The following is a 17,215-nucleotide window of genomic DNA, read 5'->3' as shown; positions in this document are numbered from 1 at the left end:
GGTTCAGGCGCGCTTGATGGCGCTGGCCGGGCCGAGCGCCGCCTCGACCGCGCGCACGATGCCGGCGGCGTCGAGGCCGGCATCGGCATACATCTTCTCGGGCTTGTCATGGTCCTGGAAGCTGTCGGGCAAGGTCAGGCTGCGGATCTTCAACCCGCTGTCGAGCAGGCCCCTCTGCGCCAGCAATTGCAGGACATGGCTGCCGAAGCCGCCGACCGAGCCTTCCTCGACCGTGATCAGCACCTCGTGCTCGCGAGCGAGGCGCGCGATCAGCGCCTCGTCGAGCGGCTTGGCGAAACGGGCATCGGCGACCGTCGTCGAGAGGCCGCGTTGGCCGAGCAGTTCGGCGGCCGAAAGGCATTCGGCGAGGCGTGTGCCGAGCGAGAGCAGGGCGATCTGCGTGCCTTCCCTGACGATCCGGCCCTTGCCGATCTCGAGCGGCACGCCGTGCTGCGGCAGCTCGACGCCGACGCCTTCGCCACGCGGGTAGCGGAAGGCGATGGGGCCGGCATCATGGGCGGCCGCCGTCGCGACCATATGGGTCAGCTCGGCCTCGTCGGCCGCCGCCATCACCACCATGCCGGGCAGACAGGCGAGATAGGCGATGTCGAAGGAGCCGGCATGGGTCGCGCCATCGGCGCCGACCAGCCCGGCCCGGTCGAGCGCGAAGCGTACCGGCAGGTTCTGGAGCGCGACGTCGTGGACGATCTGGTCGTAGGCGCGCTGCATGAAGGTCGAATAGATCGCGCAGAACGGCTTGAAGCCCTCGCTGGCGAGACCGGCGGCGAAGGTCACCGCATGCTGCTCGGCAATGCCGACATCGAAGGTCCGGCCGGGGAATTCCTTGCCGAAGGCGTCGAGCCCGGTGCCGGACGGCATGGCGGCAGTCACGGCGACGATCTTCTCGTCCTCGCGCGCCGCCTTGATCAGGGCATTGGCGAAGACATTGGTGTAGCTCGGCGCATTGGCCGGCGCCTTGGCCTGCTGGCCGGTGACAGGGTCGAATTTGACGACGCCGTGATATTTGTCGGCACTGGCCTCGGCCGGGGCGTAGCCCTTGCCTTTCTGCGTGACGACATGGACCAGGATCGGCCCGCTCTCGGCGTCGCGGACATTGCGCAGCACCGGCAGGAGATGGTCGAGATTATGCCCGTCGATCGGGCCGACATAGTAGAAGCCGAGCTCCTCGAACAGCGTGCCGCCGGTCCAGAAGCCGCGGGCATATTCCTCGGTGCGCTTCGCCTTCTCGTGGAAGAAGCGCGGCAGCTTCTCGGCGAGGTATTTTGCGATCTCGCGCAGCGAGCGATAGGTCCGGCCGGAGACCAGCCGCGCCAGATAGGCCGACATCGCGCCGACCGGCGGGGCGATCGACATGTCGTTGTCGTTGAGGATGACGATCAGCCGCGAGCCGAGCGCGCCGGCATTGTTCATCGCCTCATAGGCCATGCCGGCCGACATCGCGCCGTCGCCGATGACCGCGATGACATTGTTGGCGCCGCCGGCAAGATCGCGGCCGACCGCCATGCCGAGCCCGGCCGAGATCGAGGTCGAGGAATGGGCCGCGCCGAACGGGTCGTATTCACTCTCCGAGCGCTTGGTGAAGCCGGAAAGGCCGCCGGGCTGGCGCAGGGTGCGGATGCCGGCGCGGCGGCCAGTCAGGATCTTGTGCGGATAGGCTTGGTGGCCGACATCCCAGATCACCCGGTCGCGCGGCGTGTCGAAGACATGGTGCAGCGCGACTGTGAGCTCGACCACGCCGAGCCCGGCGCCGAGATGGCCACCGGTCACCGAGACCGCGTCGATCGTCTCGGCCCGGAGCTCGTCGGCGAGCTGGCGCAGCTGCGCATCGTCGAGCCGGCGCAAGGCCTGCGGATCGGGAACCTGGTCGAGAAGGGGTGTCTTGGGACGGGTCAAGGGCTGGCCGCTGCTGGCTTGATCGTCATTCCCGAATAGTCGCTCGGGGCGGCGCTGGCAAACCTCTGATGGTCGCAGCCCGGGCAGGAAACGGGTGGGAGCGGGCATCGGTGCGTGGGACATCCGCGTGCCCCGTCCGCGAAATCGGAAACTTGCCATGCGCTCGGCCTTGAGCTCGCCGCTCTTTTTCGTCCTGCTCCTGACCGGCGTCGCGGCGCAGTTCGCCGACAAGCTGGCGCTCGACACGATCACGCTGGCAGCGACCGAAGCGGGAGCGAGCGCGCGCTTCGTCGGCCTGCTCGTCGCCGCCCAGTCCGCCGCCTGGCTGCTGATCTCCTTGCCGGCGGGCGTACTGGCCGACCGGGTCGCCCCGCGCAGCCTGATCCTGCTCGGCGGCCTGCTGATGGCTGTCGGCTCGGGCTTCGGTGCGGCCCTGCTTGCGGCGGGAATGATAGGCCCGGCGCTGGCGCTCTCGACCTTCGTCGCGGCGGCCGGGCCGGTCGTGATCGCGCTCTCGGTCTTCGTGCTGATGCCGCGCGCGGTCACGCTCGCCTTGCTGCCGCGAGCGAACAGCCGCCTCGAACTCGGCCGGGCGAGCTTCAACCTGATCGCGCCGCTGATCGCCGGCTGGACGGTGGCGCGCGGCAGCGGCTGGCTCGGACTGGCGCTCTGCGCTGTGGCGGGCCTCGTCGTCATCGCCACGGCCATGCGCCTGCCGGCAGAGGCCGCGCCGGCCCAGCCGCGGCAGAAGCTGCATCGCGCCATCGCCGAGGGCGGCGCCTTCGTCGCCCGTCACCCTTATCTGCGGCCGATCGCGCTCTGCGCAATCGCCTGGAATCTCGCCTTCTTCGCCTTCATGGCGCTGGTCGCGCCCTATGCGCTGCGGGTGCTGGCGCTCGATCCGAAGGCTGTCGGCCTGGCTTCCTCCGTCTACGGCGCCGGGGCGGTCGCAGCGGCCCTCTCCGGCGCCTGGCTGATCGCGCGCCTGCCGACCGGGATGCTGCTGGTCTTCGGACCGGCGGTCTCTTTGCTCGGGGCAGCCTTGCTCGCATCGGCCCCACCCGCCTGGGGCTGGCCGGCGCTGGCGCTCGCCTTCTTCCTGTTCGGCTTCGGCCCGATCCTCTGGTTCATCACCCAGACGACCTTGCGCCAGGCCGTGACGCCGCAGCCCCTGCTCGGGCGTGTCAGCGCCACCATCACCACTGCGATGTACGGCATGCGCCCGCTCGGCGCGCTCGCCGGCGGGCTGGCCGGGGAGCGCTTCGGGCTGGAGGCCGCGATCTGGCTGCCGGTCGTCCTGTTCGGCTTGTCGACGCTGGCGATCCTCGCCTCGCAGATGCCGCGGCTCAAGGTGATGCCGGCAGGGGAACTGAACTCGGGCTGAGCGGTGGATGGCTCGCCTCAGCGTGCCTTGTTCCCCGCAGGCCTCGCAGCGAGCAGGACGCCGCCGACGATCAGGGCGATCGATATTCCCTCCGCCATGTCGGGGATCTCGCCGAGAAAGACGATGGCGAGCAGCGAGGCGGCGACCGGCACGAGCGCGATCATCGCCGCGCCGGCCGAGGCACCGAGCAGCGTCACGCCGCGATTGAAGCTGATCAGCGCGACGGTGCTCATCAGCACGCCCTGATAGAAGCTCTGGATCGCGATCTCGGCCGCCGGCGCCTGCCCGAGATGGCTGAGACCGAGCGTGATGTAGGTCGGCACGAAGATCACCGCCGACCAGAAGCAGATCAGTGCGGCCGACTGGATCGGCGTCAGGCCGCTGCGCCTCAGGATCAGCGTGTAGCTCGCCCACATGACGGCCGCGAGGACGAGCAGGCCCAGGCCGAGCAGGCTCGGCGCTCCCTGCGCACCACCGGCGGTCAGCACGAGCCCGCAAAGCCCGGCGGCGATGGCGCCATAGCCGGCGAGCCTGATCCGGCCCGGCCGCTCGCGCAGCAGGAGCCAGCCGAGCAGGCCGGCGAAGACCGGCATCAGCGTCGGCGTTACCGAGGCGGCGCGGCCGGCCGAGGTCATCTGCACGCCGAAGGCGACGAGGATGGCGAAGGGCGCGCCCCAGAGCGCCGCGAAGACGAAGCCGTTGCGCCAGGCCCTGGGCGGCAGCCGGCGCAGCAGCACCGGCGCAAGCAGGATCGCGCCGATGCCGTAGCGCAGCGCCGTCAGGTCCCAGACATTGAGGGTGCGGGTGACGCTGAAGCGCGTGACCACGAACCAGCCGGCGAAGATCGAGACGGCGAGCCCGGCCCAGAGAAATCCGCGTAGCCGCGTCGGGCCCGATTCGGGCGCAGGCAATTCCCGTTGCGATGGCATGGCGGCTTTCGAGAGGCGTTTCGTGCTGGCGGCAACCCGGGCCGCTCTATCCTTCCGGCAGCGGGATGAATTCCTCGGAATCGCCGGGCACGGTGTCGAAGCGGCCAGTCTTCCATTCCGCCTTGGCCTGGTCGATGCGCTCCTTCGAGGAGGAAACGAAATTCCACCAGATATGGCGCGGCCCGTCCATCGGCTCGCCGCCGATCAGCATCAACCGGCTCTGGTCGACGGCGAGGATCGAGATCCGGTCGCCCGGCTTGAAGATCAGGAGCTGGCCGGCGCCGAATTCGTCGCCTGCGATGTCGATCTTGCCGGAGACGATGTAGACGGCGCGCTCGTCATAATCGGGGTCGAGCGGCAGGATCGCGCCCGGCGCCATCACCGCCTCGGCATAGAGCGTGTCCCAGGGGAATTTCACCGGCGACGTCCGGCCATAGGCCGAGCCCATGATCAGGCTGATGCGCTTGCCTTCGCCGACGATGCGCGGCAGCTCGGGCGCGGCGTGGTGGATGAAGCCCGGCGCGATCTCCTCATGCGTCTTCGGCAGAGCGAGCCATGTCTGGATGCCGTAGAGCTTCGGTGCCTTCAGTCGTTCCTCCGGGGCGGTGCGCTCGGAATGGACGATGCCGCGCCCGGCCGTCATCAGGTTCACCGCGCCTGGGCGGATCGGCAGCGCCGTCCCCAGCGAATCGCGATGCATGATCTCGCCGTCGAACAGATAGGTCACGGTCGAGAGCCCGATATGCGGGTGCGGGCGGACATCGATGCCCTCGCCGAGCAGGAACTCGGCCGGGCCCATCTGGTCGAAGAAAATGAAGGGGCCGACCATCTTGCGGCCGATCGAGGGCAGGGCCCGCCGGACCGAGAAGCCGCCGAGATCATGCGCGCGCGGCACGATCACCTGCTCGAGCGCTTCGCAGGAGCGTGTATCGCCGGGGACCGGGTCGTTGTCTGGAAGCTGGGACATGGCGGCTTCTCCCATGAGCGCTGAACCGGCGTCGAGTCTGCGCGTGCGAGCTCGCTTGGGCAAGGTGCCGGGTGAGAAGGTTGCAATTCGGCTCGACGCCGACCTCCGGAAAAATTATCGATAATCCATGCCTAAGGAAAAGACAGAGACGCTTTCGGTCCGGATCAGCCGCACTTTGGCCGAGCGGATCATTTCCGGCCAGCTCGAGCCCGGCAGCCGCCTGCGGCAGGACCATGTCGCGGCCGAATTCGGCGCCAGCCATGTGCCGGTGCGCGAGGCTTTTCAGCGCCTCGAGGCGCAGGGATTGGCGGTCAGCGAGCCACGCCGCGGCGTACGCGTCGCCGCCTTCGACCTGCGTGAAGTGCGTGAGGTCGCACAGATGCGCGCCGCGCTCGAGGTGCTGGCGCTGCGCCATGCCGCGCCGCATCTGACGCGCGCCATCCTCGACGAGGCCGAGGAGGCCACCAGAGCCGGCGACCGTTCCCGCGACGTCCGCTCCTGGGAGGCGGCGAATCGCCGGTTCCATCGGCTGATCCTGACGCCCTGCGCCATGCCGCGGCTGCTGGCCGCCATCGATGACCTGCATGCCGCCAGCGCGCGTTTCCTGTTTTCCGCCTGGCGCTCGGAATGGGATGGTCGCACCGACCATGATCATGGCGTGATCCTGGCGGCACTGCGGGCCGGGCGACTGGACGAGGCCGAGGCGGTGCTTGCCCGGCATGTGCAGTGGGTCGGCAGCAAGCCCGTGCGCATGGCCTCGGGGGCGACACGCGATGCCTTCGCCATTGTCGGCTGACGGGCGAGGCTTGCAAATCGGCGCCGGCTGTGGCGTCAGTAATAGATCGCGAATGTAAATTATCTATAATTCTGCACCAGCAAGGAGATGCCGATGAATCCTCTGTCCCAGGCCGCGCCCCGGCCCGGTCTCGCCCCGCTCGCCCTCGGCGCGCGGCCCCTGACCGTCCAGATCGCCGCCGTCCTGCTCGGGACCCTCATCCTCGCGATCTCCTCGCAGATCAGCGTGCCGATGATTCCGGTGCCGGTGACCATGCAGACCCTGGCGGTGACGCTGATCGGCGCGCTCTATGGCTGGCGCCTCGGCGCGATCACCATCACCGCCTGGCTGTTCGAGGCGGCGCTCGGCTTGCCGGTCCTCGCCAACGGCAATGGCAGCCTGCTGTCCTTCGTCGGTCCGACGGCCGGCTATCTCTTCGCCTTCCCGATCGTCGGCGCGCTGGTCGGCTGGCTGGTCGAGCGCGGCTGGAACGGCAGCCGCCCGAGCCTCGCCCTTGTCGCCATGCTCATCGGCAACGCACTCTGCCTGGTGTTCGGCGCGCTCTGGCTCTCGACCCTGATCGGCGTCGAGAAGGCGATCCTCGCCGGCGTCCTGCCCTTCCTGATCGGTGGCGTGCTGAAATCGGCGCTCGGCGCGGCGATCCTCGTCGCCTTCGAGCGTGGCCGGAAGCGCGCGGCCTGACGCGCAGGGGTAAAGCCGTCGCCTCAGGCGGCGGCTTTACCCATCTTTTCGTGGTTCGCCAGCCGGGCGAGCCGCGTCGCATCATCCGAGGCCTAGATCACCACGCGTCCGTTCAGACGCGGTCACGGTGATCTATCTCATTGTTGTTGCATCAGAATTTTCCGAAAAGTGGAGTCCGCTTTTCGGTCCGATGCCATAGCGCCTGAAGCGCTTTCGGCGAGTATGGTGGTCACGAATTCGGCGTAGAGCGCGCCTGGAGCGCCCTGCTTGAGTGCCCGCCTATTTCTCGACATCGAGCGGGGCGGTGCCCGTCGGCTTGCCGTCGGCGCCGAGGGTGATTTTCTCGATGCGCGCTTCGGCCTGCTTCAGCAGCGCGTCGCAGCGCGCCTTCAGCGCCTCGCCGCGTGTGTAGATGTCGATCGATTCCTCCAGCGCGACGTCGCCGCGCTCCAGCCGGGCGACGATCGCCTCGAGCTGCTTCAGCGCCTCCTCGAAGGGCAGGGTGGCGATATCGGCGTTGGGCTTGGCTTCGGTCACTGAGGCGAATCCTGTTGGGCGCCCGTTATCGGCCTTGAGGCCGGGCCCCGCAACCCCGCCCAGGCTCAGACCGGCAGCGCCGAGCTCTTCTTGATGGTGCGCAGCGTCAGTGTCGACTGCACCCGCGTCACGCCGGGAAGCTGGGTGATGATGTCGGTGTGGATACGCTCGAAATCGGCGGAATCGCGATAGATCACCCGCATCAGATAGTCGTGCGCACCGGCGAGCAGATGGCATTCGAGGATTTCGGGCAGCCCCTGCACGGCCTGTTCGAAGCCTTCGAGCGAGGCGCGGCCCTGCTGGTCGAGCGTGACGAAGACGAAGGCGGTGCCGGGGAAGCCGGCGATCTTCTCGTCGAGCAGCATGGCGTAGCTGCGGATAAGCCCGCTCTCCTCGAGCTGGCGGACCCGGCGCAGGCAGGCCGAGGGCGAGAGATGCACCTTCTCGGCGAGATCCGAATTGGTGATGCGCCCGTCATTCTGCAGGATGCGCAGGATCGTCCTGTCACGGGAATCGAGTTCGATCGACATTATTGCGCAGCATCCTCGGGCGGCGGCGCTTATCTTTGCGCCTGCTTTCGAGGCGGGATGTTTCTGCGAAAAAATGGCCACTGGCAAGCAGGTCCTTGCGTGCACTGCGCCATTTTCTGCGCAGTGCGGCGAACCGACCCGGCCCGCCGCATGATTCTGCGCGAAGGCCGAAGTCAGTCGAGGTCGAAACGGAAGGGCTTGCCCTCGAAGGCATCGGCGCCGCGGCCGATCCGTTCGATCGCCGCGCTCATCCGCCCGCCGCGGCCGAGGATCTCGTCGGCGAGCGCGACCAGCCGGGCATTGGGCGTCGCCGACGGGGAGAGGGCGCGCAGGCGCTCGGCGATCTCGCCCTCGTCCCGCTCCGGCCGAAGCGCGCAGACCGCGATATAGGCGCCGGCCGTCGAACGGCTGATCCCGGCCCAGCAATGCACGACGATCGGGTTCTGCCGGTCCCAGTCGTGCACGAAGCCGAGCAGGCGCTCGACATGCTCGCTGGCTGGAATGACGTGCCCGGCCATTTCGGCGGTGATGTCGGACATGGCGAGCATCAGATGCCGTTCCGCGGCGATCCCGGGCGGGGTCTCGACCGCCGTCGCGGCGTTGATCAGGGTGACGACATGGCTCGCGCCGACCGCCGCGACGGTCTCGTTCAGCTTCGACAGGGAGGAGACGTGGAGTGTCGGCATGAGCGGGCTTTCGGGAGCTGACGGCGGCGAATCTCTGGAGCCTGTCGATGACGAGCTTATGGCGTGGCGCCGGTTTCCGGCTACAAGCGCGGGAACTTCATCCACGCCGAAGGTTGCCGGCATGAATCTCTGGTTGCGCCTGCTCTGGCTGCTGCTCTCCCGGCCCTTCCAGCCGCGGCTGAGGCCGCCCTTCGAGGCCTCGATCCTGCCTTTTCGGGTCTGGTTCCACGATCTCGACACCAGCCTGCATATGAACAATGCGCGCTACTGGGGGCTGATGGATCTCGGCCGGACCGACCTGATGCTGCGCAGCGGCCTCTGGCGCGCCATTTTGCGCCATGGCTGGGTGCCGGTGGTGAATTGCGGCACGATCCGCTTTCGCCGCGAACTCAGGCTGTTCCGCGCCATCCGCCTCGAAACCCGCATGCTCTGCTGGGCCGAGGGCTGGGTGGTGATGCAGCATCGCATCCTCGCCGATGGTCGCGATGGCGGTGAGATCGTCGCGGCGGTGGCGCTGGTGCGTGCCGCGCTCTACGACCGGAAGGGCAAGGCCTTCGTTCCGGTCGCCCGTCTGCTCGCCGAGCTCGGCGTCGAAGCAGAGAGCCCGCCGCCGAGCCCCGAGGTCGAGGCCTTCCTGCGCGCCGAGGAGGCGATGCGTCAGGCCGGTGCGACGGGGCGGGGGCTGACGGAGGCCTTGCCGGAATAGGCGGCCTGGACGAGGTCCCTCACGGCGCGTTGAAACGCCATCCCGGCGTTCCGTTGCGCTCCAGCCGAAATCACGGGGTAGGGCGGGAGCGCTGTCCGCTCACTCCGCCGCGAGCCGCGTCGCCCGCCATTGCGCGAGCAGCGCGCGCAGGGCGCCGGGCTTCAGCGGCTTGTTGAGCACGTGCACGTCGAGCGCAGCGGCGGCTTCGCGCATCTCCGGCGAGCGATCGGCTGTCAGCAGGATTGCCGGCAGGCCGGCACCGGCGCGCTTGCGCAGGCTGGCGATCGAGGCGAGGCCGTCGCCCTCGTCGAGATGGTAATCGGCGATGACCACGTCAGGGCTCAGGCCGGCGTCCATCAGCGACAGGGCCTCGTCGAGGCCGCTCGCGGTGGCGACGGTGCAGCCCCAGCCGCCGAGCAGCAGCCGCATGCCGTCGAGGATCGAGGGCTCGTTGTCGATCGCCAGGATCTTCAGTCCCGAGAGCTGTCCGCCGGAAGGCAGGCGCCGGGGAGCGGAGGCCGTGGCCGCGGGCATCTGCGCCGCCGTCGGCACCAGCAGCGAGAAGCGGGTGCCGCGGCCCGGCGTCGAGGACAGGGTCAGCGTGTGGTCGAGCGTGCGCGCGATGCGCTCGACGATCGAGAGCCCGAGGCCGAGGCCGCGCGCCACCTTGGCGCCGGGGTCGAGGCGCAGGAACTCGCGGAAGACGATCTTCTGCTTGCTGGCATGGATGCCGAGGCCTGTGTCGAGCACCTGGATGGCGACCTGTTCGCCGCGGCGACGGCAGCCGACCAGAACCTTGCCGTTCGGCGTGTATTTGATCGCGTTCGAGACCAGGTTCTGCAGCAGGCGCCGCAGCAGCCGCCGGTCGGAGCGGATCGTCGCCGAAGTCGGCGAGAATACCAGCGTCAGGCTTTTCTCCTGCGCGCTCGGCTCGAATTCGCGCTGCAGCTGCCGCATCAGCTCGTCGAGCCGGAAGGTCGAGATCTCCGGCTTGAGCGCCCCGCCATCGAGCCGCGAGATTTCGAGCAGCGCGGTCAGGATTTCCTCGACGGCGTCGAGCGAGGCGTCGATGTTCTCGGCGAGCTCGGGTCGGTTCGCCGCCCGGTCGCGCTCGACCAGAGCCGAGGCATAGAGCCGGGCGGCGTTCAAGGGCTGCAAAATATCGTGGCTGGCGGCTGCGAGGAAGCGGGTCTTCGAGGCGTTGGCGTCTTCCGCCTCGGCCTTGGCCCGCTGCAGCTCGGTGTTGACGCGCTGCAGTTCTTCGGTGCGCTCGGCGACGCGTCCCTCCAGTGTCTCGTTGGTGCGCTCCAGCTCCTCCTCCGCGACCACGGAATCGGTGATGTCGGTATAGGTCGTGACGAGGCCTCCATCCGGCAGCGGGTTGGAGCGGATCTCGATCACCTTCTTCGAGGGATAGAGCTTCAGCCGGACCGGCTCGCGGTCGTTCACCAGGCTTTCCAGCCTCGCTGCCATCAGCTCGTCCTGCGCTCCCTCGCCATAGGCGCCGCGCGCCGCATTGTAGCGCACGACCTCGTCGATCCCGGTGCCGAAGCGCACCAGCGAGGGCGGCAAGCCATAGAGCTGGATGAAGGCCTTGTTCCAGGCGAGCAGGCGCAGGTCGCGGTCGAGCACGGTGATGCCTTGCCCGGCATGGTCGAGGCCGTTCTGAAGAATATCGCGATTGTATTGCAGCGCCGCCGAGGCGTCGTCGAGCAGCTTGAAGGCGGCTTCGGTCGAGAGGTTGCGCCGGCGCAGCAGCAGCGAGAGCACAAGCCGCGAGGAGGCGGCGCCGATCGCCGAGGAGAGCAGATGCTCGCCGAAGCGCAGCATGTGGATGTCGGCCTCGCGCGCGCCGTTGAGTTCCTCGCCGCGCGATTGCGCGAAGCCCTCGAAGGCACGCTGCGTGCGCTCCAGCCCGAGATAGCGGCCGATGGTCGATTGCAACTCGGCCGCGGTGACGCTGGAGCGCCAGAGCGAGAAGGACTGGGCCATGGTGGCGCGGTCGGAATCGATGAAGGCATTGGCCTGGAGCCGCTCCATCGCGCTCGCCGGACGCATGAGCGAGAAGCCGATATAGCAGGCGAGATTGACCGAAAGGCTCCACAGCACGCCATGCGGCAGGCTGGGCAGGGTGACGCCGAACAGCGCTTCCGGCCGTAGCAGGCCGATGCCGAGCGGGCCGTTCTGGACGATATCGCTCCAGAAGCCGCCGGGCTGGGCGATGCTCGGCATCAGCAGCGTGTAGAGCCAGGTCAGCAGTCCGGCACCCAGCCCGACCACGGCGCCCAGAGCGGTGCCGCGCCGCCAGATCAGGCCGCCGAAGAAGGCCGGCGCGATCTGCGCCGTGGCGGCGAAGGAGAGCAGGCCGATCGAGACCAGAGCCGCTTCGCCGGATGCCCGATAATAGGCGTAGCCGAGCAGGATCACGGCGATGATCGCGCCGCGCCGGATATGGACGACCTGTGAGCCGAGATCGCCGCCGGTCGAGCCGTTCGCGCTCCTTCCGCGCGCCCAGGCCGCAGTGGCGCGATCTGGGTCCGGCGCGACGCCGCGTCCGCGCAGCAGCAGCGGCATGACGATGTGGTTCGAGATCATGATCGCGAGGGCGACCGAGACGACGATCACCATGGCGGTCGCGGCCGAAAGCCCGCCGATGAAGACGAGCAGGGCGACGAGGCTCGCCCGCTCCTGCAACGGCAGCAGGAGCACCGTCATGTCGCGATCGATGTTCGATCCGGTCAGCATCACCTCGCCCGCCGCTGCGAGCGGCAGGACGAAGAGATTGATCAGGATCAGATAGAGCGGGAACATCCAGGCGGCGCGGCGCACGTCCTGCACGTCGCGGTTCTCGACGATCGCCATGTGGAACTGCCGCGCCAGCAAGAGCGCTGCGAAGGACGACAGCACGGTCAGCGTCAGGAAGGTCGGCCAGTTCGAGGTCCGCTGCCAGATCGGCGGCGCATCCACGGCCGCGCGGGTCGCTTGTGCCAAGAGGTCGGCGCCGCCGTCGAACAGCCCGTAGACCACGAAGAGGCCGAGTGCGAGGAAGGCGATCAGCTTGATCAGGGATTCGACCGCGATCGCCAGGACGAGCCCGTCCTGATGTTCGGTGGCGTCGATATGGCGGGTGCCGAAGGCGCAAGCGAAGCCGGCGAGGACGAGTGCGACGAGGAAGGCGAGGTCGCCCAGCACCGGGAGATCGGCGAGCGGCGCCGGCCCGCCGGTCGCGGCGAGGAAGACCGAGAGCGAGTTCGCCACCGCCTTCAGCTGCAGCGAGATATAGGGCAGCGCGCCGATCACCGCGACGAGGCAGACCATGGCGGCGACGCGCTCGCTCTTGCCGTAGCGCGCGCCGACGAAGTCGGCGATCGAGGTGATGTTCTGCGATTTCGCGATCGTCACGATGCGTGCGACGAAGCGGTGGCCGAGGCCGATGACGAGGATCGGCCCGACATAGATGCCGAGGAAGTCGAAGCCGTTGCGATGCGCGAAGCCGACCGAGCCGTAGAAGGTCCAGGAGGTGCAGTAGACCCCGAGCGCCAGCGCATAGATCGTCGTGCGCGCCCGCCCGCTCATCAGGCGCCGGCCCGAGGTGTCGGCGAGATGGGCGATCGCGAACAGCGCGCAGAGATAGGCGAGCGCCGTCAGCACGACAGACCAGGCCGGAATCATCGGGCTCCCTCGCAGCCACTGTTCTTGAAGTCAGCCTACCGCCGCAGGACGCCGGCCGCCATCAGCCATTAGACCGGCGCGGGCGATCCGTCAGCGGTTGCCATGCCGCTTATGATCCCCATGGGCCTTTCGCAGTGTTCTTCGTCGCCTGATCTTCGCAAACTGGCCAATCGAGGCCTGGAAGCTGCTTTTCTCTTGAGGAAGGCCGAGGAAAACGGCCGGAAGACTGTTTCCTCGGCCGGCGCGGCTGGTTTAGCGTGCGGGCGGGGGCGGCATTGCGCAGCGCGGTGCCGAAAACTGGCCAAGCATTCGGAAAGGCGCTCCATGATAAATGAATTCAAGGAATTCGCGCTGAAGGGCAATGTCGTCGATCTCGCCATCGGCGTGATCATCGGCGCGGCCTTCGGCAGGATCGTCGAATCGCTCGTCGGCGACATCATCATGCCGTTGATCGGCGCGATCGGCAGCGTCGACTTCTCCAACTACTTCTTCGGGCTGAACAGCGGCGTCACGTCGCCGGTCCTCGCCGATGCCAAGAAGCAGGGCGCCGTCCTCGCCTATGGCAATTTCCTGACCGTCGCGGTCAACTTCATGATCATCGCCTTCGTGCTGTTTCTCGTCGTCAAGGGCATCAACACCCTCCGGCGCAAGCAGGCGGCCAAGCCGGCCGAGCCGGTGGCTCCGCCGCAGGACATCGCCCTGCTCAGCGAGATCCGCGACCTGCTGAAGCAGAAGCAGGCCTGACTGCCTTCGCGGGGCGAGCCGGGTCTTCGGACGCGCCCCGCGAACCATCACTGCGAGCGATCGGGTCGATCTCGCGATTTCATGCCGCCGCGCCCGACGATGGGCTAGATTGGCCGGCATGTTTCCCGCGAAGGATCGACCATGAACATGCATGCCCCGGCCGGCACCAGCCTGATCGCCGACCTGCGACCCGAGGCCCGCAGCGCGCCCGAAAGCGGGATCGTCGAGGTCGTCAACCACGGCCGGCTAAAGCCCGGCCTGATCCCGCTCTGGGTCGGCGAGGGCGATCTGCCGACGCCGGAATTCATCATCCGCGCCGCCAACAAATCGCTGGCCGATGGTGAGACCTTCTACACTTGGCAGCGCGGTATCCCCGAGCTGCGCGAGGCTCTGGCCCGCTACCATGCCGCACTCTATGGCCGGCCCTTCTCGGCCGATCGCTTCTTCGTCACCGGCTCGGGCATGCAGTCGGTCCAGATCGCGGTGCGGATGATCGCCGGAGCCGGCGACGAGATCGTCATCCCGACCCCGGCCTGGCCCAATGTCGCCGCGGCCCTCGGCGTCGCGGGAGCCGCGACAGTCTCCGTGGCGATGGATTTCCACCAGGGACGCTTCACCCTCGATCTCGCCAAGCTCGAAGCGGCGATCACGCCGCGCACGCGTGCCCTCGTCATCAACTCGCCGGCGAACCCGACCGGCTGGACCGCGACCCGCGACGAGCTCGCCGCGATCCTGGCGCTTGCCCGCAGGCACGGCATCTGGATCATCGCCGACGAGATCTATGCGCGCTTCGTCTATGACGGCTCGGCCCGCGCCGCCTCCTTCCATGACGTGATGGAGCAGGAGGACCGGCTTCTCTTCGTCCAGACCTTCTCGAAGAACTGGGCGATGACCGGCTGGCGCATCGGCTGGATCGAGGCCCCGCCGGCCCTCGGCCAGATCATCGAGAACCTGATCCAGTACTCGACCTCGGGCTCGCCGGTCTTCGTCCAGCGCGCGGCCATCGCGGCGCTCGACGAGGGCGAGCCTTTCGTCGCCGAGCAGATCGCCCGGGCCAAGGAAGGCCGGCGCATCATCGCCGAGGGCTTGAAGGCGACCAATCGCGTTTCGCTGCAGGCGCCCGACGGCGCCTTCTACCAGTTCTTCGCCGTCGACGGCCGCACCGATTCGCGCGCGCTCGCCATCGAGCTGGTCGACACCGCCAATGTCGGCCTGGCGCCCGGCACTGCCTTCGGCCCCGGCGGCGAGACCGGTCTGCGGCTCTGCTTCGCGCGCAAGGCGTCCGATCTCACCGAGGCCGTCGCGCGGTTGCAAAAGGCACTCTCGGCCTGAGCGCGAATGCATGGCCGACGCGCCCTGCGGGCGTTTGACCAAGTCGGCCGCGCCCTTCATTGATGCCGCCATGCGCCGAGCCGGCGCATGGCCTGAGGCATGCCCGTTCCGAATTTCCTGCCCTATCGCTTGCGCACGCTGTCGCGCGAAGCTGCCCTGATCGCCTGCGCCGCGGTCGGCGGCGGGCTTTTCGCCTTGCTCGACATTCCCGCCGCCTGGCTCTCGGGCTCGATGCTGCTGGTCTCGATCATCGGCGTGATCCGGCCGCTGCCAGATTTGCGCAAGCCCTGGTTCGATTCGACCATGGTGATGTCGGGCGCCCTGATCGGCTCCTCCGCCACGCCCGAGGCGCTGGCGGCGACGGCGCGCTATCCCGGCTCGCTCTTCATCCTGCTCGTCGCGCTGGCGGCGATCATGCTGGCGACGGGGGCGTATCTGCGCTTTGTGGCGCGCTGGTCCTGGATCGATTCGCTGCTCGCCGCCGCTCCCGGCGCGCTCTCGGCGGTGATCTCGGTGGCACAGGACAAGGGCGCCAATATCGGCCGGATCGCCGCAATCCAGCTCTTCCGCATTCTCGTGCTGGTGGCCGTCCTGCCCAGCATCATGAAACTGAGCAGCGGCGGTGGTGGCGGGGTCGGCGTCCCGCCGCCTTTGCAGGTGATCAGCCTTCCAGACATGGTGCTGGTGCTCGGCTGCGCCCTCGCGACTGGCCTGATCTTCGACCGGCTGCGCGTCACGGCGCCCTATATCCTTGGCGCGACGCTGGCGAGCGCCGTGCTGCACGGCGCCGGAATCGTCCATGGCACGCTGCCGCCGGAGATCGCCACGGCGGTGATGGTGATGCTCGGCGCCGCCATGGGCGGGCGCGTCTCCAATCTCAAGCGCAACGAGATCGCGGCGCTCTTCCCGCTGGCGATCGGCGGCTTCGTGGTCTCGATGCTCGTCGCCTTCGCTTTCGCCTGGCCGGCGGCCTGGCTTGCCGGCGTGCCCTATGCCAGCGCCATGGCCGCGTTCGCGCCGGGTGGGCTCGAGGCGATGGCGATGCTCGCCTTCGCCATGGGGCTCGACCCACTCTATGTCGGCGCGCACCATCTCGCGCGCTTCATGCTGCTCGGGCTTTCGATGCCTTTCATCGTCGGCTGGATCAAACCCGAGAAGCCGCCGTCGGAGAACTGAGCGTCAGCCGCGCCCCGTTGGTGGCAGAGTTTCCACAGCCCTCATCCTGAGGAGCCGCAAGGCGGCGTCTCGAAGGATGCTCCAGAAGCCTCCGAAAACAGCTGAATCATCTTTCGAGACGCGGGCTCCGCCCGCTCCTCAGGATGAGGGCCGCGGGAGGTTGCCGATTTTACGCGGCGCCGTTGGTGTGGGTCATCAGCGCGTAGAGCGAGGTCGTACCGCAGATGAACAGCCGGTTCCGCTTCGGCCCGCCGAAGCAGAGATTGGCGACGATCTCCGGCACCAGAACCTTGCCGATCAGCGTGCCATCGGAGTGGTAGACGTGGATCCCGTCGGCGGCGCTGGTCCAGAGCCGCCCGCTTGCGTCGAAGCGGAAGCCGTCGAACAGCCCGGCCGTGCTTTCGGCGAAGACGGAGGAGGCGCCGAGCGTCGTGCCGTCGCCGGTGACCGCGAATTTGCGGATATGGCGCGGACCGTTCTGCGGGTCGTGGCTGGCGCCGGTATCGGAAATGTAGAGCTCGCTTTCGTCGGGCGAGAAGGCGAGCCCGTTCGGCTTGACGAAATCGTCGGCGACGATGGTCAGTGCGCCCGAATGCGGGTCGATGCGGTAGACATGGCAACGGCCGATCTCGCTTTCGGCCTTGTCGCCCTCATAATCGCTGAGGATGCCGTAATCGGGGTCCGTGAACCAGATCGAGCCGTCCGACTTGACCACGACGTCGTTCGGCGAGTTCAGCCGCTTGCCCTGATGATGGCTGGCGAGCACGGTGATCGAGCCGTCATGCTCGGTGCGCGTCACCTGGCGCCCGCCATGCTCGCAGGTGACGAGTCGTCCCTGGCGGTCGACCGTGTTGCCGTTCGAATTGCGCGCCGGCTGCCGGAAGATACCGACATGACCCGAGAGCGCGTCGTAGCGCATCATCCTGTCGTTCGGGATGTCGGACCAGACCACCGTGTTATGCGCCGGGAACCAGGCCGGCCCTTCCGTCCAGCGCGCGCCGGTCCAGAGCCGCTCCATCCGGGCCGAGGCGGGCACGATCCGGTTGAAGCGCAAATCGTAGACCTCGACGCTGAAGCCTTCGATGAAGCCGAACATGTCTTGTCTCCGGTGGTCCTGATGGATCGACTTGATCAACCCGCCTTGCGGGATGTGTTTTCTCG

The 17,215-nt window shown here is 68.1% G+C and carries 15 protein-coding genes; 7 read left to right on the top strand and 8 right to left on the bottom strand.

Annotated elements, in window-relative coordinates:
- Nucleotides 1–3 precede the first annotated feature (3 nt).
- Nucleotides 4–1,914: a 1-deoxy-D-xylulose-5-phosphate synthase gene (gene dxs, locus AC3RCC_RS21140; RefSeq protein WP_492256494.1), complete on the bottom strand. Its 1,911-nt coding sequence runs from the start codon at nt 1,912–1,914 to the stop codon at nt 4–6.
- A 157-nt stretch (nt 1,915–2,071) separates the two neighbouring features.
- Between dxs and AC3RCC_RS21135 the strand changes: the two genes are divergently transcribed.
- Complete coding sequence (locus AC3RCC_RS21135; RefSeq protein WP_492256493.1) at nt 2,072–3,298, top strand: MFS transporter; 1,227 nt, start codon at nt 2,072–2,074, stop codon at nt 3,296–3,298.
- Nucleotides 3,299–3,315: 17 nt separating this feature from the next.
- Here AC3RCC_RS21135 and AC3RCC_RS21130 read toward each other — a convergent pair whose 3' ends face one another.
- Complete coding sequence (locus AC3RCC_RS21130; protein ID WP_492256492.1) at nt 3,316–4,227, bottom strand: DMT family transporter; 912 nt, start codon at nt 4,225–4,227, stop codon at nt 3,316–3,318.
- 46 nt (nt 4,228–4,273) lie between these two features.
- Nucleotides 4,274–5,194 (bottom strand): pirin family protein, encoded by a 921-nt coding sequence (locus AC3RCC_RS21125; RefSeq protein ID WP_452116531.1) that lies wholly within the window; start codon nt 5,192–5,194, stop codon nt 4,274–4,276.
- A gap of 127 nt (nt 5,195–5,321) precedes the next feature.
- On the opposite strand from AC3RCC_RS21125, the gene AC3RCC_RS21120 reads away from it, so the two are divergent.
- The gene (locus tag AC3RCC_RS21120; protein WP_291638891.1) at nt 5,322–5,990 is read left to right on the top strand and encodes a GntR family transcriptional regulator; all 669 of its coding nucleotides are present in this window, start codon (nt 5,322–5,324) and stop codon (nt 5,988–5,990) included.
- 93 nt (nt 5,991–6,083) lie between these two features.
- Entirely contained in the window at nt 6,084–6,671 is a 588-nt protein-coding gene (locus AC3RCC_RS21115) for a biotin transporter BioY (protein ID WP_492256491.1), read from the top strand.
- Between the two features lie 279 nt (nt 6,672–6,950).
- On the opposite strand, the gene AC3RCC_RS21110 is transcribed toward AC3RCC_RS21115, so the two are convergent.
- The 3 genes from AC3RCC_RS21110 to AC3RCC_RS21100 form a co-directional block, all read right to left on the bottom strand.
- Nucleotides 6,951–7,208, bottom strand: coding sequence for an exodeoxyribonuclease VII small subunit (locus AC3RCC_RS21110; RefSeq protein ID WP_291638889.1), 258 nt, complete (start codon nt 7,206–7,208; stop codon nt 6,951–6,953).
- 65 nt (nt 7,209–7,273) lie between these two features.
- On the bottom strand, nt 7,274–7,738 hold the full coding sequence (locus AC3RCC_RS21105; protein WP_291638888.1) for an Lrp/AsnC family transcriptional regulator: 465 nt from the start codon (nt 7,736–7,738) through the stop codon (nt 7,274–7,276).
- Between the two features lie 173 nt (nt 7,739–7,911).
- Nucleotides 7,912–8,424 (bottom strand): tyrosine phosphatase family protein, encoded by a 513-nt coding sequence (locus tag AC3RCC_RS21100; RefSeq protein ID WP_291638887.1) that lies wholly within the window; start codon nt 8,422–8,424, stop codon nt 7,912–7,914.
- Between the two features lie 121 nt (nt 8,425–8,545).
- Here AC3RCC_RS21100 and AC3RCC_RS21095 point away from each other — a divergent pair, with 121 nt between their 5' ends.
- Entirely contained in the window at nt 8,546–9,130 is a 585-nt protein-coding gene (locus AC3RCC_RS21095) for a thioesterase family protein (RefSeq protein WP_492256490.1), read from the top strand.
- Nucleotides 9,131–9,229: 99 nt separating this feature from the next.
- On the opposite strand, the gene AC3RCC_RS21090 is transcribed toward AC3RCC_RS21095, so the two are convergent.
- Nucleotides 9,230–12,802, bottom strand: a complete 3,573-nt coding sequence (locus AC3RCC_RS21090) for a PAS domain-containing hybrid sensor histidine kinase/response regulator (protein ID WP_492256489.1) — start codon at nt 12,800–12,802, stop codon at nt 9,230–9,232.
- A 324-nt stretch (nt 12,803–13,126) separates the two neighbouring features.
- On the opposite strand from AC3RCC_RS21090, the gene mscL reads away from it, so the two are divergent.
- The 3 genes from mscL (at nt 13,127) to AC3RCC_RS21075 (ending at nt 16,054) form a co-directional block, all read left to right on the top strand.
- Nucleotides 13,127–13,546, top strand: a complete 420-nt coding sequence (gene mscL, locus AC3RCC_RS21085) for a large conductance mechanosensitive channel protein MscL (protein WP_492256488.1) — start codon at nt 13,127–13,129, stop codon at nt 13,544–13,546.
- A gap of 141 nt (nt 13,547–13,687) precedes the next feature.
- Nucleotides 13,688–14,878 carry a pyridoxal phosphate-dependent aminotransferase gene (locus AC3RCC_RS21080; RefSeq protein ID WP_492256487.1) on the top strand — a complete coding sequence of 397 codons (1,191 nt, stop codon included), beginning with the start codon at nt 13,688–13,690 and terminating at the stop codon, nt 14,876–14,878.
- A 99-nt stretch (nt 14,879–14,977) separates the two neighbouring features.
- Nucleotides 14,978–16,054, top strand: coding sequence for an AbrB family transcriptional regulator (locus AC3RCC_RS21075; RefSeq protein ID WP_492256486.1), 1,077 nt, complete (start codon nt 14,978–14,980; stop codon nt 16,052–16,054).
- A 169-nt stretch (nt 16,055–16,223) separates the two neighbouring features.
- Here AC3RCC_RS21075 and AC3RCC_RS21070 read toward each other — a convergent pair whose 3' ends face one another.
- Nucleotides 16,224–17,150 (bottom strand): SMP-30/gluconolactonase/LRE family protein, encoded by a 927-nt coding sequence (locus AC3RCC_RS21070; protein ID WP_291642720.1) that lies wholly within the window; start codon nt 17,148–17,150, stop codon nt 16,224–16,226.
- Nucleotides 17,151–17,215: the final 65 nt, after the last annotated feature.

The organism is Allobosea sp. GW823-FHT01F03 (assembly GCF_058798075.1).
The sequence above is the reverse complement of the archived record's forward strand: the minus strand, read 5'-3'. Positions and strand labels throughout refer to the sequence as shown.

Excerpts from the sequence above, each read along its gene's own strand:
- AC3RCC_RS21135 (WP_492256493.1), top strand. The coding sequence starts at position 2,072 with ATGCGCTCGGCCTTGAGCTCGCCGCTCTTTTTCGTCCTGCTCCTGACC.
- AC3RCC_RS21130 (WP_492256492.1), bottom strand. The coding sequence starts at position 4,227 with ATGCCATCGCAACGGGAATTGCCTGCGCCCGAATCGGGCCCGACGCGG.
- AC3RCC_RS21125 (WP_452116531.1), bottom strand. The coding sequence starts at position 5,194 with ATGTCCCAGCTTCCAGACAACGACCCGGTCCCCGGCGATACACGCTCC.
- AC3RCC_RS21120 (WP_291638891.1), top strand. The coding sequence starts at position 5,322 with ATGCCTAAGGAAAAGACAGAGACGCTTTCGGTCCGGATCAGCCGCACT.
- AC3RCC_RS21115 (WP_492256491.1), top strand. The coding sequence starts at position 6,084 with ATGAATCCTCTGTCCCAGGCCGCGCCCCGGCCCGGTCTCGCCCCGCTC.
- AC3RCC_RS21105 (WP_291638888.1), bottom strand. The coding sequence starts at position 7,738 with ATGTCGATCGAACTCGATTCCCGTGACAGGACGATCCTGCGCATCCTG.
- AC3RCC_RS21100 (WP_291638887.1), bottom strand. The coding sequence starts at position 8,424 with ATGCCGACACTCCACGTCTCCTCCCTGTCGAAGCTGAACGAGACCGTC.
- AC3RCC_RS21095 (WP_492256490.1), top strand. The coding sequence starts at position 8,546 with ATGAATCTCTGGTTGCGCCTGCTCTGGCTGCTGCTCTCCCGGCCCTTC.
- AC3RCC_RS21090 (WP_492256489.1), bottom strand. The coding sequence starts at position 12,802 with ATGATTCCGGCCTGGTCTGTCGTGCTGACGGCGCTCGCCTATCTCTGC.
- mscL (WP_492256488.1), top strand. The coding sequence starts at position 13,127 with ATGATAAATGAATTCAAGGAATTCGCGCTGAAGGGCAATGTCGTCGAT.
- AC3RCC_RS21080 (WP_492256487.1), top strand. The coding sequence starts at position 13,688 with ATGAACATGCATGCCCCGGCCGGCACCAGCCTGATCGCCGACCTGCGA.
- AC3RCC_RS21075 (WP_492256486.1), top strand. The coding sequence starts at position 14,978 with ATGCCCGTTCCGAATTTCCTGCCCTATCGCTTGCGCACGCTGTCGCGC.
- AC3RCC_RS21070 (WP_291642720.1), bottom strand. The coding sequence starts at position 17,150 with ATGTTCGGCTTCATCGAAGGCTTCAGCGTCGAGGTCTACGATTTGCGC.